Origin of the sequence: Microbispora sp. H13382, assembly GCF_014161445.1 — a bacterium.
In the GTDB taxonomy this organism is placed as follows: Bacteria; Actinomycetota; Actinomycetes; order Streptosporangiales; family Streptosporangiaceae; genus Microbispora.
Genome location: NZ_JABBXA010000001.1, coordinates 743,125 through 758,947 on the forward strand (window position 1 = coordinate 743,125; position 15,823 = coordinate 758,947).

Annotated in this window: 19 protein-coding genes; 11 read left to right on the forward strand and 8 right to left on the reverse strand. The window is 73.3% G+C overall.

Annotated elements, in window-relative coordinates:
• Positions 1-5 precede the first annotated feature (5 nt).
• From HHX41_RS03300 to HHX41_RS03315, 4 genes are read right to left on the reverse strand one after another with little or no spacing between them, the layout of a single operon-like run.
• The gene (locus tag HHX41_RS03300) at positions 6-1,394 is read right to left on the reverse strand and encodes an NAD(P)/FAD-dependent oxidoreductase (RefSeq protein WP_259400626.1); all 1,389 of its coding nucleotides are present in this window, start codon (positions 1,392-1,394) and stop codon (positions 6-8) included.
• Positions 1,394-2,839 carry an NAD(P)/FAD-dependent oxidoreductase gene (locus HHX41_RS03305; RefSeq protein ID WP_310741747.1) on the reverse strand — a complete coding sequence of 482 codons (1,446 nt, stop codon included), beginning with the start codon at positions 2,837-2,839 and terminating at the stop codon, positions 1,394-1,396. The genes HHX41_RS03300 and HHX41_RS03305 overlap by 1 nt, the downstream gene beginning before the upstream one ends.
• Entirely contained in the window at positions 2,836-4,284 is a 1,449-nt protein-coding gene (locus tag HHX41_RS03310) for an FGGY family carbohydrate kinase (protein WP_182904720.1), read from the reverse strand. The genes HHX41_RS03305 and HHX41_RS03310 overlap by 4 nt, the downstream gene beginning before the upstream one ends.
• 43 nt (positions 4,285-4,327) lie before the next feature.
• On the reverse strand, positions 4,328-5,092 hold the full coding sequence (locus HHX41_RS03315; RefSeq protein WP_182904721.1) for a DeoR/GlpR family DNA-binding transcription regulator: 765 nt from the start codon (positions 5,090-5,092) through the stop codon (positions 4,328-4,330).
• Between the two features lie 202 nt (positions 5,093-5,294).
• On the opposite strand from HHX41_RS03315, the gene hisD reads away from it, so the two are divergent.
• From hisD to hisF, 9 genes are all read left to right on the forward strand, one after another.
• Positions 5,295-6,602, forward strand: a complete 1,308-nt coding sequence (gene hisD, locus HHX41_RS03320; RefSeq protein ID WP_182904722.1) for a histidinol dehydrogenase — start codon at positions 5,295-5,297, stop codon at positions 6,600-6,602.
• Positions 6,599-7,675: a histidinol-phosphate transaminase gene (locus HHX41_RS03325; RefSeq protein ID WP_182904723.1), complete on the forward strand. Its 1,077-nt coding sequence runs from the start codon at positions 6,599-6,601 to the stop codon at positions 7,673-7,675. Before hisD ends, HHX41_RS03325 begins: the two co-directional genes overlap by 4 nt.
• Positions 7,672-8,277, forward strand: a complete 606-nt coding sequence (gene hisB / locus HHX41_RS03330; RefSeq protein ID WP_169978398.1) for an imidazoleglycerol-phosphate dehydratase HisB — start codon at positions 7,672-7,674, stop codon at positions 8,275-8,277. Before HHX41_RS03325 ends, hisB begins: the two co-directional genes overlap by 4 nt.
• On the forward strand, positions 8,277-8,429 hold the full coding sequence (locus HHX41_RS03335) for a hypothetical protein (protein WP_169978396.1): 153 nt from the start codon (positions 8,277-8,279) through the stop codon (positions 8,427-8,429). Before hisB ends, HHX41_RS03335 begins: the two co-directional genes overlap by 1 nt.
• Positions 8,426-9,058, forward strand: coding sequence for an imidazole glycerol phosphate synthase subunit HisH (gene hisH, locus HHX41_RS03340; RefSeq protein ID WP_182904724.1), 633 nt, complete (start codon positions 8,426-8,428; stop codon positions 9,056-9,058). Before HHX41_RS03335 ends, hisH begins: the two co-directional genes overlap by 4 nt.
• Before the next feature lie 108 nt (positions 9,059-9,166).
• A complete protein-coding gene (locus HHX41_RS03345; protein WP_182904725.1) occupies positions 9,167-9,538 on the forward strand; it encodes a hypothetical protein in 372 nt (123 codons plus the stop codon).
• Positions 9,539-9,542: 4 nt separating this feature from the next.
• Positions 9,543-10,268 carry a bifunctional 1-(5-phosphoribosyl)-5-((5-phosphoribosylamino)methylideneamino)imidazole-4-carboxamide isomerase/phosphoribosylanthranilate isomerase PriA gene (priA, locus tag HHX41_RS03350; protein ID WP_169978392.1) on the forward strand — a complete coding sequence of 242 codons (726 nt, stop codon included), beginning with the start codon at positions 9,543-9,545 and terminating at the stop codon, positions 10,266-10,268.
• Entirely contained in the window at positions 10,265-10,684 is a 420-nt protein-coding gene (locus HHX41_RS03355) for a RidA family protein (RefSeq protein ID WP_211591421.1), read from the forward strand. The genes priA and HHX41_RS03355 overlap by 4 nt, the downstream gene beginning before the upstream one ends.
• Positions 10,685-10,687: 3 nt before the next feature.
• Positions 10,688-11,458 carry an imidazole glycerol phosphate synthase subunit HisF gene (gene hisF / locus HHX41_RS03360; RefSeq protein WP_169978390.1) on the forward strand — a complete coding sequence of 257 codons (771 nt, stop codon included), beginning with the start codon at positions 10,688-10,690 and terminating at the stop codon, positions 11,456-11,458.
• Between the two features lie 40 nt (positions 11,459-11,498).
• Here hisF and HHX41_RS03365 read toward each other — a convergent pair whose 3' ends face one another.
• Positions 11,499-11,729, reverse strand: coding sequence for a hypothetical protein (locus HHX41_RS03365; protein WP_169978387.1), 231 nt, complete (start codon positions 11,727-11,729; stop codon positions 11,499-11,501).
• 215 nt (positions 11,730-11,944) lie between these two features.
• Between HHX41_RS03365 and HHX41_RS03370 the strand changes: the two genes are divergently transcribed.
• On the forward strand, positions 11,945-12,232 hold the full coding sequence (locus HHX41_RS03370) for a chorismate mutase (protein ID WP_169978385.1): 288 nt from the start codon (positions 11,945-11,947) through the stop codon (positions 12,230-12,232).
• Positions 12,233-12,495: 263 nt separating this feature from the next.
• Here the strand turns inward: HHX41_RS03370 and HHX41_RS03375 are convergent, their stop codons facing one another.
• The 3 genes from HHX41_RS03375 to HHX41_RS03385 form a co-directional block, all read right to left on the reverse strand.
• On the reverse strand, positions 12,496-12,657 hold the full coding sequence (locus HHX41_RS03375; protein ID WP_167530286.1) for a hypothetical protein: 162 nt from the start codon (positions 12,655-12,657) through the stop codon (positions 12,496-12,498).
• Between the two features lie 139 nt (positions 12,658-12,796).
• Positions 12,797-12,961: a hypothetical protein gene (locus HHX41_RS03380; protein ID WP_182904726.1), complete on the reverse strand. Its 165-nt coding sequence runs from the start codon at positions 12,959-12,961 to the stop codon at positions 12,797-12,799.
• Between the two features lie 101 nt (positions 12,962-13,062).
• Positions 13,063-13,698 (reverse strand): TIGR03085 family metal-binding protein, encoded by a 636-nt coding sequence (locus HHX41_RS03385; protein WP_182904727.1) that lies wholly within the window; start codon positions 13,696-13,698, stop codon positions 13,063-13,065.
• A 262-nt stretch (positions 13,699-13,960) separates the two neighbouring features.
• On the opposite strand from HHX41_RS03385, the gene HHX41_RS03390 reads away from it, so the two are divergent.
• Positions 13,961-15,751, forward strand: coding sequence for an ABC transporter ATP-binding protein (locus HHX41_RS03390; protein ID WP_182904821.1), 1,791 nt, complete (start codon positions 13,961-13,963; stop codon positions 15,749-15,751).
• Positions 15,752-15,823: the final 72 nt, after the last annotated feature.

Below are 15,823 nucleotides of genomic sequence, written 5' to 3' on the forward strand. Positions count from 1 at the left end.
CGCGGTCACGCCAGCGAGATGGTGATCGCGCCGCCGCGTGGGTCGGCTCCGGACAGCATCGACGAGGGCACACGGAAGACCCGGCCGGGGGAGACCGGCCACGGCAACGTGCGGCGGGCGATCTCGCGGCCGTCCTGAGTCACGACGACCCGGGCGATCGGGCGGTGCTCGGCCGGCCACAGCAGGATCCGGCGGCGCGGCGGCGCGCCCGCACCCGGCCGGATCAGGCCGGGGAAGACCCATCGGAACGGCGCCTCGGCCCGCAGCGGGATCGCACCCGCGAAAGTGCCGCCTGTCTCGCCGCCTCCGGCGTCTCCAGGCTCGTCATCGCCGTGAGCACCGCCCGTGCTCGTCCCGGGACCCGTTCCGCTGCCGGAGGGAGGTGCCGCGTCAGGGAGATCCCTCGCGGCGGACTGGTCCACGGTGCGGGAGGCGGCGGGGGAGGGCGCGGCGAGGTACGTCTGGACGTGCCGCACCACGTGACGGCCGTCGAGGGCCGCCACGTCGGCGGTGTCCACCGGGTGGACCAGGTTGCCGACGGCGAAGACTCCGAGGCGGCTGGTGGTCAGGGTGTTGTCCACCAACGGGCTTCTGCTGCCCGGGTCCATCGCCAGCCCGGCCGCCCGGGCCAGCTCGTTGTCCGGAACCCAGCCGCCCGTGAACACCACCGTGTCGCAGGGCACCGTACGGCGCTCGCCCGTGCGCAGGTCCTCGACCTCCACGGACTCGACGGCGTCGCGGCCGTTGATCCGCACGACCCTGGTGGCGGTGGCGACCGGTACGCGCAGCCCGGCCCGGCCCGGCACGCTGAACGCCGCGTACGACTCGGCGCGGGCGTGCTCGCTGGTCATCAGCACCGTACGGCAGCCCGCCTCGCGCAGCGTGAGCACGGCCGACCAGCTCACCGGCTCGGCCCCGACGACGACGGCCCGCGTGCCGACCCTGCCGCGATGCAGGTGGACGACGTTCTGCAGCTGCCCGGTCGTCAGCACACCGGGCGGGCGGTCACCCGGCACCATCCGGGCCGTACGGGGACGCTCCCTGGCGCCGGTGGCCAGGACGACGGCGCGGGCGTCCACCCGCAGGCGGCCCTCCGGTGTGGTGACGTCCAGGACGCGCTGCCCGGCCCACCCGGTGACCATGGCCGAGGTCCGCACCAGCGCTCCCGCCTCCAGCGCGCGGTTGGCCAGCAGGCGGGCGTACGCCGGGCCGGTCATCAGCGTGCGCAGGTCCCGCAGGCCGTACCCCGTGTGGTCGCTGTGCCGGGGAATGCCGCCGGCCTCGCGTTCCCGGTCGAGCACGAGGACCCGCAGGCCGGCGGCCGCGAGACCGGCGGCGGCGGTCAGCCCGGAAGGGCCGCCGCCCACGACGGCGACGTCGGTGGTGAGGCGCATCACGATCCCTCCACGCGGGCGAGGCGCTCGGAGATCTCGGCTCCGCAGTAGAAGCCCTGGCAGCGGCCCATCGTGGCCCGGGTGCGGCGGCGCAGGCCGTCGAGGTCGGCCGGGGGGAGTGGGGAGTCCAGGGCGTCCCTGATCTCACCGGCGGTGACCCGCTCACAGAAGCAGACGACGGTCCCGTACGCCGGGTCCCGGCGGATGAGGTCGTCGCACATGTACGGCCGGGGGAACGCCTCTCCGATATTGGGCATCCGGGGCGGATCGGGCAGATCGTCGCGTACGGAGGTGACGAGGCCCGCCTCGGCCAGCAGCCCGGCGGCGTGCTCGGCGAGCGCCATGGACGAGGTCAGCCCGGTCGACCGGATGCCGCCGAGCACGAGGTACCGCTGCGCGGCGTCCAGGTGGACCTGGTAGTCGCCGTGCTCGGTGGCCGCCCGCAGCCCGGCGTAGGAGGCCGTGACCTCCTCCTTCAGCAGCGCCGGCATGAGCGCGAGGCCCTTGTCGACGAGGAACGCGAACCCCTCCTCAGAGGTGGAGGTGTCGGCGTGGTCGCGCAGGTCCTCCGCCGTCGGGCCGAGCATCACGTTGCCGTAGATGGTCGGGCTGATCAGCACGCCCTTGCCACGTGAGCCGGGCACGGGAAGCACGATGCGGTTCGCCAGCGGCCTGGCCATCTTGTCGAAGACCAGCAGCTCGCCCCGGCGCGGGGTGACCGTGAACCGCTCGTGGCCGAACATGCGGTCGACCGCGCCGGACCCCAGCCCCGCGGCGTTGACGACCCAGCGGGCCCGCAGCGGGCCCCGGTTCGTCACGAGCACGGTCTCCTCGCCGCCGTCGTGCTCGACGCCCTCGACCCGCGTGTTCAGCAGCACGTCGGCGCCCCGGGCCAGCGCCTCCGTGGCGTACGCGAGCGTGGTGGTCCACGGGCAGATGATCGACTCGCCGGGCACGGTCAGCCCGCCGAGCGCGCCCGGGCCGAGGGCCGGGACCAGCCGGTAGACCTCGTCCGCGCCCACGACCTCGCACTCCCGGTAGCCGTTCTTCACCGCCTTGTCCGCCAGTCCGGCCAGCACGGCGAGCTCCTCGGCGGTCCACGCGACCAGCACCGCGCCCGTCGGCTCGACCGGGATGCCGGCGCGCTCGGCGTACCCGCCGAGCAGCTCGTGTCCCCGCCGCACCAGCCGCGACTCGAGCGTGCCCGGCGTCGCGTCGAAGCCGGTGTGCAGGATCGCCGTGTTGGCCTTGCTGGTGCCGTCGCCGACGTCCGAGCGCGCCTCGACCAGCGCCACCGTCAAGGACCGGCCGTCGCGTTCACACCCTGTCACTTGCCGTCCTGCCAGCTCGCGGGCCACGGCGGCGCCCACGACGCCGCCGCCGACGACCGCCACGTCGACCGTCCTCTCCGGCAGCGGCCCGGACCTGCTGACTCCTCGGCTCACGCGCCCCTCCCCGTCTCGATCGCGGCGCGGACGCCCCGCCGCCAGCGCGCCATGAACTCCTCCGCCCGGTCCGCCGGCCAGCGCGGCTCGTACGTCGTCGCCGGGGCCCACGCGGGCACGGCGTCCGCCACGGTGAGCGAGGGGGTCATGGCGAGGCGGGCCAGCGCGGCGGCGCCGAGGGCGGTCGCGTGCGGCGACGGGTAGACGTCGACCGGCGCCTGCAGCAGGTCCGCCTGGGCCTGCATGAGCGCGGCCGACCCGGTGAGCCCGCCGTCCACCCGCAGGCGGGTCAGCGGGCGGCCGAGATCGGCCGCGACGACCGCGGCCAGGTCGGCCACCTGAGCCGCGATGCCCTCCAGCACGGCGCGGATCAGGTGCCCGGGCCGGGTGGACAGCGTCATGCCGAGGAACGCGCCGGTCGCGTCCGGCCGCCACCAGGGGGCGGCCAGCCCGGCCAGCCCGGGGACGAACAGGGCGCCCTCGGCGTCCGGCGCGGCCAGCGTGTCCAGGTCGGAGGCGGCGCCGACGAGGCCGAGGCCGTTCAGCCACCGCACCGCCGAGGCCGCCGTGTAGACCTGCCCGTCCACGCAGTACGGCGTGGCCCCCCTGGCCCGCCAGGCCACCGACGTGGTCAGGCCGGAGGCCGAGCGCACGGCCCGCTCGCCGGTGTTGGCGAGCAGGAACGCCCCGGTGCCGTACGTGCACTTGGCCTCGCCCGCGGTCAGGCAGCCCTCGGCCAGCAGCGCGGCCTGCTGGTCGACGACCAGGCCGCCGACCGGGATCTCCCCGCCGAAGGCCCGGGTCGTCCCGGCCACCTCGTCGCAGGCGACGATCGCGGGCAGCCGCTCGCCGTCCAGGCCGAACAGGCCGAGCAGCTCCCCGCTCCACTCGACCGCGTCGAGGTCGAGCAGCGCCGACCTGCTCGCGGTCGCCGCGTCGGTGACGAACTCCCCGGTCAGACGGTGGACGAGCCAGGTGTCGCTGGTCGTCACCACCCCCTCGCGGGTGAGGTTGCGGCGGATCCAGGCCATCTTCGGCGCCGAGAAGTACGGGTCGAGGACGAGGCCGGTCAGCTCGGCGACCCTCTCGGCGTGCCCGGCGAGACCGGTGCAGACGTCCTCGGCCCGCCGGTCCTGCCACACCAGGGCCGTGGTCAGCGGCTCGCCGGTCGCCGGGTCCCAGGCCAGCACGGTCTCGCCCTGGTTGGCCAGCGTGACCGCGCCGACCGGCACGCCCGCCGCCTCGACGGCCTCCCGCCCGGCGGCCAGCACCGAGGCGAGCAGCTCGCGGGGGTCCTGCTCCACCCGCCCGCCCGGCAGGTACGCGGGGTGGACGGGTGCCTCGGCCAGCGCGAGGACCGCGCCGTCGCCGTCCACCACGACCGCCTTGGTGCCCGAGGTGCCCTGGTCGATCGCCAGCACGGACGGCGTGGAGGGGCGGGACATGGATGGTCTCCTCGCTGGAGCTGGGGGAGTCGCGACGGCCACCCTATGGGTTGATCACCTGGGTGCCCGCCCTGACCAGGGCGGACGCGAGCTCGGGAGGGGGCTCCGCGTCGGTGATGAGACCGGACGGGCCGTCCAGGGCGCACACCCGGTAGGCGGCGACCCTGCCGTGCTTCGAGCTGTCGGCGAGCACGTACGTCCGGGCGGTGCCGGCGAGGATCACCCGCTTGGTCGCGACCTCGTCCAGGAAGTAGTCGGTGAGCCCGGCCTCGGCGTCCACGCCGCCCGAGCCGAGGAACGCCACGTCGGCGCGCAGGTCCTGGAAGAACCCGAGCGTGTGGGCGTTGGAGACGGCGAGGTCGCCCTGCCGGACGCGCCCGCCCGCCACCAGCACCTCCACGCCGGGACGGCCCGCCAGCTCTGCCGCCACCAGCAGCGAGCAGGTGGCGACCACTCCCCGGAAGGACGGGGGGAGGGCCCTGGCGACGTGGACGGCCGTGGTGCCCACGTCGATGATCACGGTCTGGCCCGGCCGCAGGAGCCGCGCCGCGAGCTCGCCGATCAGGGCCTTCGCCTCGGACTGGCTCGTCGAGCGCTCCAGGTAGGACAGCTCCTCGCCGGTGCCGGACGGCGCCGCGGTCGCCCCGCCGTGGACGCGGACGAGCAGCGCGCGGCGCTCCAGGATCGCCAGGTCGCGCCGGACGGTCTCGTGGGAGACGCCGAGCAGCGCGGCCAGATCCTCGGTGCGCACGGTGCCCTTCCGCCCGAGGGCTTCGATGATCCGCTGGTGACGCTGTGCCGGCAGCACGAGACCCGCCTTCGACCGACCGAATATGACTGTTCTCGCCCGAGAGTGTGGATCGGTGCCCGGAAACCCGTCAAGGTCCGCGCCCTTAATCGGGCGTGGACGACGACGTCGCAGCTCCGGGAGGGTGCGCCCGCCGGTGAAACACCCGTCCCGCATGCTGGACACACGCGGATCCGTCCCTGGTCATCCGTAGACTGGGACGGTGATTTCCCGTATCGACCTGCGCGGGTCCCTTCCTGCCGACCTGCGCGACGTGCTGCCCCGCGCCGAACTCGACGTCGAGGCCGCCCTGGAGAAGGTGCGGCCCATATGTGAGGACGTACGCCATCGTGGCGCGGCAGCCGTACGGGAGCTGACCGCGAGGTTCGACGGCGTCGAGATCGAGTCGGCCCGGGTGCCCGCCGAGGCCCTCGCGCGCGCCCTCGAGGGGCTGGACCCGGTCGTGCGCGCGGCGCTGGAGGAGTCGATCCGCCGCACCCGCCTGGTCCACCACGATCAGCGGCGTACCGACACCACCACGCAGGTCGTGCCGGGCGGCACGGTCACCGAGCGCTGGGTGCCGGTCGACCGCGTGGGGCTGTACGTCCCCGGAGGCCGGGCCGTCTACCCCTCCAGCGTGGTCATGAACGTGGTCCCCGCGCAGGAGGCGGGCGTGCCCTCGCTGGCCGTCACCTCGCCCGCGCAGAAGGAGTTCGGCGGCCTGCCGCACCCCACGATCCTCGCCGCCTGCGCGCTGCTCGGCGTCGACGAGGTGTACGCCGTGGGCGGGGCCCAGGCCGTGGCGATGTTCGCCTACGGCACCGAGGAGTGCCGCCCGGCCACCATGGTGACCGGTCCGGGCAACATCTGGGTGGCCGCGGCCAAGCGCCTGCTCAAGGGCCGCATCGGGATCGACTCGGAGGCGGGTCCGACCGAGATCGCGATCCTCGCGGACGAGACCGCCGACCCCGCGCACGTGGCCGCCGACCTGATCAGCCAGGCCGAGCACGACGTGATCGCGGCGGCCGTCCTGGTCACCACCAGCCCCGAGTTGGCCGACGCGGTGGAGAAGGAACTGCCCGGCCAGGTGGCCGCGACGCGGCACTCCGCGCGCATCACCGAGGCGCTCACCGGCCGCCAGTCCGGCATCGTGCTCGTCTCGGACCTTGAGGACGGCCTGAAGGTCGTCGACGCCTACGCCGCCGAGCACCTGGAGATCCAGACGGCCGACGCGCACGCGGTCGCCGCCCGCGTGCGCAACGCCGGCGCGATCTTCATCGGCCCGTACGCGCCGGTGTCGCTCGGCGACTACATGGCGGGCTCCAACCACGTGCTGCCGACCGGCGGCTGCGCCTGCCACTCCTCGGGGCTGTCGGTGCAGACGTTCCTGCGCGGCATCCACGTGGTGGACTACAGCCGCGAGGCGCTGGCCGGGGCCGCGGCGCACGTGTGCGCGCTCGCCGACGCGGAGGACCTGCCCGCCCACGGCGCCGCGATCCGCGCCCGCTTCGACTGGGAAGTGCCCGCATGACGACTCTCGACGACCTGCCGATCCGCGACGACCTGCGGGGCAAGCAGCCGTACGGCGCGCCGCAGCTCGACGTGCCGGTCCAGCTCAACACCAACGAGAACCCCTACCCCCCGTCGGCGGCGTTGATCGACGACCTCGCCCGTGCCGTGCGGCAGGGCGCGGCGACGCTCAACCGCTACCCCGACAGGGACGCCGTCGAGCTGCGCAAGGATCTCGCCGACTACCTCGGCCACGGGCTGACGGCCCGCCAGATGTGGGCGGCCAACGGCTCCAACGAGGTCATCCAGCAGATCCTCCAGGCGTTCGGCGGCCCCGGACGCTCGGCGATCGGGTTCGAGCCGTCGTACTCGATGCACCCGATCATCGCGGGCGGCACGAACACCCGGTGGATCGAGGGCCTGCGTGAGGATGACTTCGCGATCGACCCGGACGCCGCCGTGCGGATGATCGAGGAGCACCGGCCCGACCTGGTGTTCCTGACCTCGCCGAACAACCCGACCGGCACGGCCCTGCCGCTGGAGGTGATCGAGCGGATCCTCGCCGCCGCGCCCGGCATGGTCGTGGTCGACGAGGCGTACGCCGAGTTCGCCCGCACCGGCACGCCGTCGGCGCTGACCCTGCTGCCGGGCAACCCCCGGCTGATCGTGACGCGGACCATGTCCAAGGCGTTCGCGATGGCCGGCACCCGGCTCGGCTACCTCGCCGCCGACCCGGCGGTGGTCGACGCCCTGCTGCTGGTCCGCCTGCCCTACCACCTGTCCACGCTGACCCAGGCGGCAGCGCGGGTGGCGCTGGCGCACCGCGAGGAGTTGCTCGGCACGGTGGACGCGCTGCGCGCCGAGCGGGACGCCACCGTGGACTGGCTGCGGGAGCGCGGCCTCACGGTCGCCGACTCCGACGCCAACTTCGTGCTGTTCGGTACGTTTGCGGATCGGCGGTCCGTGTGGGAGGGACTGCTCGATCGCGGGGTGCTGATCCGGGAGACCGGCCCCGCGGGCTGGCTGCGCGTGTCGATCGGCACGCCGGAAGAGATGGCGGCGTTCCGCGCCGCGCTGGAGGGGGTCCTCGCATGACCGAGATCGACGAGCGCCGCGGCCGTATCGAGCGCACGACGAAGGAGACGTCGGTGCTGGTCGAGGTGGGCCTCGACGGCACCGGGATCGTCGACGTGTCGACCGGCGTCGGCTTCTACGACCACATGCTCGCCCAGCTCGGCAAGCACGGACTGTTCGACCTGACCGTGAAGACCGAGGGCGACCTGCACATCGACGCCCACCACACGATCGAGGACACCTCGATCGCGCTCGGCGCGGCGTTCCGCGAGGCCCTGGGCGACAAGTCGGGCATCCGGCGGTTCGGCAGCGCCTCCTGCCCGCTGGACGAGGCGCTCGCGCAGGTCACGGTGGACCTGTCCGGCCGGCCGTACCTCGTCCACACCGAGCCCGAGGGCATGGCCCCGATGATCGGGCCCGACTACGACACCACCATGACCCGGCACATCCTGGAGTCGTTCGTCGCGCAGGCGGCGGTCTGCCTCCACGTGCACGTGCCGTACGGGCGCAACGCGCACCACATCGTGGAGGCGCAGTTCAAGGCGCTCGCGCGGGCGCTGCGCGAGGCGTCGGAGCGGGACCCGCGGGCGACCGGGGTGCCCAGCACCAAGGGCGTCCTCTGATGACCTTCGCGTCCGGAGGAATGATCTTCATCGGCCTCTTCCTGATCGGCGGGGTCATCTCGGGCATACGGCAGGGCTCGAAGCTGCTGGCGGCACTCACCGGCGTCGGCGCGGCCCTGGCGCTCACCGCGGGGGTGATGTGGTGGCAGTGAGCAAGCGCGTGGTCGTGCTCGACTACGGCTCGGGCAACCTCCGCTCGGCCGAGCGGGCGCTGGCCCGGGTGGGGGCGGACGTCACCGTCACCGCCGACTTCGACGCGGCCCTCGACGCGGACGGGCTCGTCGTCCCCGGCGTCGGGGCGTTCGCGGCGTGCATGGAGGGCCTGAAGGCCGTGCGCGGCGACCAGATCGTCGGCCGCCGCCTGTCCGGCGGGCGCCCGGTGCTCGGGATCTGCGTCGGCATGCAGATCCTGTTCGAGAAGGGCGTCGAGCACGGCGTCCACACGGAGGGCTGCGGCGAGTGGCCGGGCACGGTCGAGCGGCTCGACGCGCCCGTGCTGCCCCACATGGGGTGGAACACCGTCACCGTCCCCGAGGGCAGCGTGCTGTTCCGCGGCCTGGACGAGGGCGTGCGCTTCTACTTCGTCCACTCCTACGGCGTGCGCGACTGGGTGCTGAAGGCCGGCGACGGCTTCCACGAGCCGCTGGTCACCTGGGCCGAGCACGGAGTGCCGTTCGTGGCCGCCGCCGAGAACGGTCCCCTCATGGCCACGCAGTTCCACCCGGAGAAGTCCGGGGACGCGGGGGCCGTGCTGCTGAACAACTGGCTGAGCACGTTGTGAGCGTGTCCGGCACGCGAAATCTCGAGGCAGCGGTGCGACACTGGGGAACGGCGGGGCTGCGGCGCGTACGGCCGGCCAGGCCGTGACCGGACCCGAGCGGGAGGCCCGATGAGCAAGGAACGGGCCCGCCGGAGGGCGGAGCGCGAAGCCGAGCGCGAACGCCTCGCGGCGGCCCGCGCCGCTCGCGAGGCGAAAGCCGCCAGGCGGCGCGAGGTGCGCGACCGGCTCGTCGGACCCGTCGCCGGAGCCGTGGCCGCGGTGCTGCCCCGGCCGGCCAGACCGGTGCGGGTGGCCCGGCAGCGGGGCTACCTCGCCCGTCGCCGCCGCACGGAGAACGGCGTCGTCGTCGTGCTGTGGTTCCTCGTCCAGGTGCTCGCCTGGATCCTGCTCGACTCGTGGATGGCCCGGCTGGGCGTCTTCCTCGGCTCGATCCTGCTGCTCCCGGTGCTCGTCACCATCGTTTTCGACCGGAGGTCCTGACCAAATGTCGCTCGTATTGCTCCCAGCCGTCGACGTCGCCGACGGCCAAGCCGTCCGCCTCGTGCAGGGCGAGGCGGGGACGGAGACCTCGTACGGGGATCCGCTCGCCGCCGCCCTCGCCTGGCAGAAGGCCGGCGCGGAGTGGATCCACCTGGTCGACCTCGACGCGGCGTTCGGCCGGGGGAGCAACCGCGAGCTGCTCGCCTCCGTCGTCGGCGCGCTCGACGTGAACGTGGAGCTGTCCGGCGGAATCCGCGACGACGCCTCGCTCGAGGCCGCGCTGAGCACCGGCTGCCGCCGCGTGAACATCGGCACCGCCGCGCTGGAGAACCCCGAGTGGTGCGCCAAGGCGATCGCCGAGCACGGCGACCGCATCGCCGTGGGGCTGGACGTGCGCGGCACCACGCTGGCCGCCCGCGGCTGGACCCAGGAGGGCGGCGACCTGTGGGAGGTGCTCGACCGGCTGGAGTCCGAGGGCTGCCCCCGCTACGTCGTCACCGACGTCACCAAGGACGGCACCCTGCGCGGCCCCAACCTCGACCTGCTGCGCCAGGTGTGCGCGCGTACCGACCGCCCGGTCATCGCCAGCGGCGGGGTGTCCTCGCTCGACGACCTGCGGGCGATCGCGACGCTCGTGCCGGACGGCGTCGAGGGCGCCATCGTGGGCAAGGCGCTGTACGCCCAGGCGTTCACGCTGGAAGAGGCGCTCGCGGCGGTGAAGAGCGCATGAGCACACAGATGCCCGAAGGGCGGATCTCCTCCGGCGGCCCCTGGGAGGACCGTTACGGCTACGCCCGGGCGGTCGTGGCCGGGCCGCACGTGCTCGTGTCCGGCTGCACCGCCACCGTGGGCGGCGAGGTCCAGCACGTGGGCGACGCCTACCAGCAGACGCTCACCGCCTTCTCCATCGCGCTGGACGCCGTCGAGAAGGCCGGCACCACCCGGGCCGACGTGGTGCGCACCCGCATGTACGTGGTGAACGCCGACGACTTCGACGCGGCGGGCAAGGCCCACGGCGAGATCTTCGGCGACGTACGGCCCGCCTGCACGAGCGTGCAGGTCGCCGGGTTGGTCGACGCGCGCATGCTGGTCGAGGTCGAGGTCGAGGCCTACCGGCCGGTGGAGCGCGGCAACGATGAGGGCTGAGCGATGACGGTGGCGGTGCGGGTGATCCCCTGCCTGGACGTGGACGCGGGCCGGGTCGTCAAGGGGGTCAACTTCGAGAACCTGAGGGACGCCGGCGACCCCGTCGAGCTGGCCGCGCGCTACGACGCCGAGGGGGCCGACGAGCTGACCTTCCTCGACATCACCGCGTCCTCGGGCGAGCGCGAGACCATGCTCGACGTGGTGCGCCGTACGGCCGAGCAGGTGTTCATCCCGCTGACCGTCGGCGGGGGAGTGCGTTCGGTCGACGACGTGGACCGGCTGCTGCGCGCGGGGGCCGACAAGGTGGGCGTCAACACCGCCGCCATCGCCAGGCCGGAACTGCTGACCGAGGCCTCGCGCAGGTTCGGGTCGCAGTGCGTCGTGCTGTCGGTGGACGCGCGCCGGGTGGTCGACGGGCCGCCCACGCCCTCCGGGTTCGAGGTGACCACCCATGGCGGACGCCGCAGGACCGGCATCGACGCGGTGGAGTGGGCCAGGCGCGGGGAGGAGCTCGGCGTCGGCGAGATCCTGCTCAACTCGATGGACGGCGACGGCACCAAGTCGGGGTTCGACCTGGAGATGCTGCGGGCCGTACGGGCGGCGGTGAGCGTCCCGCTGATCGCCTCCGGCGGCGCCGGGCGGCTGGAGGACTTCCCGCCCGCGGTGGACGCCGGAGCGGACGCCGTGCTGGCCGCCTCGGTCTTCCACTTCGGCCAGCTCAAGATCCACGAGGTCAAGGACACGCTGCGCGCGGCCGGTCACCCGGTCCGCTGAACGTCACCGGGGGCCGGGTCCCGGCCCCCGGTCGCGGGTCCTAGTCGATGTCGACGATCGCCGTCGGGTAGGCGTCCGGACCGGTGCCGAGCGAGGAGGACGCCATGGACTGGTACTGCCACTGTCCCTGGAAGGATCCGCCCTGGCCGCACCCGCCGTCGCCCCAGCAGGTCGCGGCGGCGGACGCCTCGTGGGTCGGCTGGGCCGCCGCGAGACCGACGGCCGCGAGGAACGCCAGGCCCAGCAGGCTCGGGAAACGCTTGGCACGCATAGCTGTCTCCTGTCCGTAGAGGGATCCTGCGGCGCTCCGGAGCCCGCCTCCTCAATGGTCAGCCGGTGGTGAGGGAACCGTCCATACCAATCACCCCAAATAGGGCGATAGTGGGCGAAAACCGGCATGAGCGATTGTGTGGTCTTTTATCGGCTATGTCTGGCCGGTGTGGCCTAAGGTTGCCAGTGATCATCGCTGACCATCGGAGGGAACGCATGTCCGACCCCACCTCGCTCGACGAGGTCCGCCGCCGGATCGACGAGATCGACGCCCGTCTGACGACGCTGCTGGCCGAACGGCAGAAGCTCGTCCGCGCGGCGGCGGCGTTCAAGACGGACGAGCAGTCCGTACGGGCTCCCGACCGGGTGGAGCGCGTCGTGACGGCGGCGCGGGAGAGGGCGGAGCGCGAGGGGCTGTCCCCGGAGGTCGCCGAGGCCGTCTGGCGGGCGATGATCGGGGCGTTCGTCGAGTACGAGCTCAGCGAGCACCGGCGGGCCGGGTAGATCGCCCGGCGCTCCCGTCGCCCGGGTCTGTCATCCGGGGTTGTCAGCCGGGGTTGTCAGCCGGGCCCGTGCGCGACAGGCGGGTGTGGAAACGGGATTCGGGGGCAGGTGGGTGCGCGGAGGGGATGCGGAAGGAGAGGCCGGCGGAGCAAGGCGGATGCCCTGCCGGCCCTTGTACGCGGAGAGCCTCGCGGCTCCGGTCACTCGAAGTGGTTATCGTCGGAGCCGCCGGGATGGAGAGCGGGAGCGGGGAGTCCGCGACCTCAACTCAGGACCGAGGTGAAGAAGGTCGCCAGCCGGCTGGCTCCGGTGTTGACCGTGTCGAACACGCCTCGCACGGCGCCTGCCGCCGCTTGCGGCTGGCTGTAGAGGTAGAAGACCACGAACGCGATGGCCGCGTACGTAAGAACCTTCTTCGCCTTCATCGGGGGGCCTCCTGCAGTCGGTATCCCGGTCGTTTGTACCCGGCGGCAGTTTTGATCATAACTAGCCGCGAGGACATGAGGCCGTTCCGCCCTCATCGTGAGACGCGGGCGCGGACGGCCTCGCCGGGGATCTGACCGATCAGCCCGAGACGAGCGAGGTGAAGAACGCGGACAGGCGTTCGGCCCCCGTGGTGATGCCGCCGAACAGGTTCCTGACCGCGCCGGCGGCGTTCGCGGGCTGCGTGAACAAATAAAAGATCACGAACGCGATGGCCAGGTAGGTCAGGACCTTCTTGAGGTTCATCCGGGGCTCCCAAACGCTCCCACACATCGTGGCTCGTCTCATGCTGCCCCATTGAGCGGCGTTTACGTGGAGAATTCCGGACAAGTCCAGAAACTCCGTTCTCATGGCCCCAATCGGGCCTCGCGCAGCCGGGCGACCGCCGCGGCGTCCCCGTCGTACGTCACCCGGGCGTGCGCCTGCCTGCCGAAGGCGAACAGCACCAGCTCCGACGGCTCGCCGGTGACCACCACGGCCGGCTCGGCCATGCGCCCGGCGGCCTTCGCCCCGTCGGGACGGCGGAGCACGACCCCCACCGGGGCCTTGCGCAGGAAGAGCCGGGCGGCGCCGCGCAGCCGGTGCCAGAGCGCCTCCTGCAGGTCCCTCGGGACGACGCGGGGCTCCCATCCGCTCTGCGCCCGGCGTACGTCCTCATGGTGGACGAACAGCTCGACGGTGTTGACGATCTCGTCCAGACGGGGGACCAGGCCGTACGGCGTCCAGCGCGGCGGCCCGTGCCGGACGAGCCCGACCAGTTCGGAGTAGGGGTGACGCCGCTTGAGACGCTCCTGCACGGCGGCGGTGTGCCCGGCCAGGAGCGGCAGCGCGATGCCGGGCACGGCGTCGAACCGGCGCTCGCGCAGGACGAGGTGGGCCGCGAGGTCCTCGGTCGTCCATCCCTCGCACAGCGTGGGCGCCCCGGGACCGAGGCGGTCGAGCAGGTCGCAGAGCGTCGCGCGCTCCGTCTGGGCGTGTGTCACGTGATCAGCCTATGCGCCGGTCACGCCACCCGGATCGGAGGCCGGGCACGTCCGAGGAATAAACAGCTTGATCAGGATGATAGGGAGTATCTAGGACCAAGGGCTCGGGCGGCGTCGGTCCGGTGACCGATCCGGCGGCGTCCCCGAGTGGGTAACGTCCCCCTCCGGGGCGCTCGCAGGGAGCGGCCCGGCTGGTCCCCGATCGGAAGGAACGCACCGCGTGCCGACGAAGGAGTCTCCCGCGCGGCCCCGCAGCTCAGTGATGCTCCAGGGTCTCAAGGTCATCGGTGTGGCGATCAGTACCGAGCCGAGGATCTTCACCGGCGCGGTCCTCGCCAGCGCCCTGTACGGCGCGATGACCGTCGCCTCGTCCTGGGCGCTCGGCTGGGCGACCGACAACGCCGTGCTGCCCGCGTTCCGGGACGGCGCGGCGAGCAGCGGCGCACTGGTCACCGCGGCCCTGCTGATCGTGGGCGTGGCGGTGTTCAAGGCGGCGGGGATCATGGGCCGGCGCATCATGGCCGGCATCCACCAGTACCGGATGCAGGCCCACTCCCGCCGTGCGGTCACCCGGCAGTACCTGCGGCTGCCCCTCGCCTGGCACCACCGTCACCCGACCGGGCAGCTGCTGTCCAACGCCAACTCCGACGTCGAGGCGGCCTGGGGGCCGCTCGCGCCGCTGCCGATGGCGGTGGGCGTTGTCGTCATGCTCGTGACGGCCGCCGCGGCGATCGTGCTGGTCGACCCGGTGCTCGCCGTCGTCGGCTTCCTGATCTTCCCGGCCGTGGCCGTGCTCAACCTGGTCTACCAGCGCAGGCTCTCACCGCTGGCGATGCGGGCGCAGCAACTGCGGGCCGAGGTGAGCGAGGTCGCGCACGAGAGCTTCGACGGCGCGCTCGTCGTCAAGACCCTCGGCCGCGAGGACGCCGAGACCGCGCGGTTCCAGGCGAAGGCCGACGCGCTGCGGGACGCCAACGTCGCCGTCGGCCGGGTCCGCGGGCTGTTCGACCCCATGCTGGAGGCGCTGCCCACGCTGGGCGTGCTGGCCGTGCTGCTCGTCGGGTCGCTGCGGCTGGAGTCGGGCGGCGTGGCGGCCGGCGACCTGATCCAGGTCGCCTACCTGTTCACCCTCCTCGCCTTCCCGATCCGGGCGCTCGGCTGGGTGCTGGCCGAGCTGCCGCGCAGCGTCGTCGGCTGGACGCGGGTCAGGGACGTCCTCGACGCCTCCGGCTCCATGGAGTACGGCACCGCCCGCCTGGAGGCCTCGGGCCCGGCCCGGGTCGAGGCGGAGGGCGTCGGCTACGCGTACGTGCCGGGGAGCCCGGTGCTGACAGACGTGACCTTCTCGGTCGCGCCGGGCCACACGATCGCGGTCGTCGGACCGACCGGAGCGGGCAAGTCGACGCTCACCCAGCTGCTGGCGCGCCTGATCGACCCCGACGAGGGCGTCGTCCGCGTCGACGGCGTCGACCTGCGCACGGTGGCCAGGGGTGGGGTCAGCGACTCGGTGGCGTTCGTCCCGCAGCAGACGTTCCTGTTCGACGACACCGTGCGCGGCAACCTCGCGCTCGGCGCGGCGGTGCCGGACGAGCGGATCTGGGCCGCACTGCGGCTCGCGCAGGCCGACGGCTTCGTCAGCGCGCTGCCGTCCGGCCTGGACACCAGGATCGGCGAGCGCGGCGCGACGCTGTCGGGCGGGCAGCGGCAGCGCCTGGCGCTGGCCCGCGCGGTCGTGCGCGAGCCCCGGCTGCTCATCCTCGACGACGCCACCTCCAGCGTCGACCCGCAGGTGGAGAAGCGCATCCTGTACGGCCTGCGCGACGGCGCGGCCGAGGCCACCGTGATCGTGGTCGCCTACCGGATGGCGACGATCGCGCTGGCCGACGAGGTCGTGTACCTGGAGCAGGGCGTGGTCGCCGACCACGGCACGCATGAGGAGCTGCTGGCTCGCTGCGCGGGCTACCGCGACCTCGTCACCGCCTACGAGCGCGAGGAGGCCGAGCGGGCCGAGCTCGACATCCGCGACGACACCGACGAGGAGGTCGTCGCATGACGTACGGCCCGAAGCCTTTGACGAGGAGTGTGACGCGGTGACCGCCGTGACCGACCCAGCGAGTGACCCAGC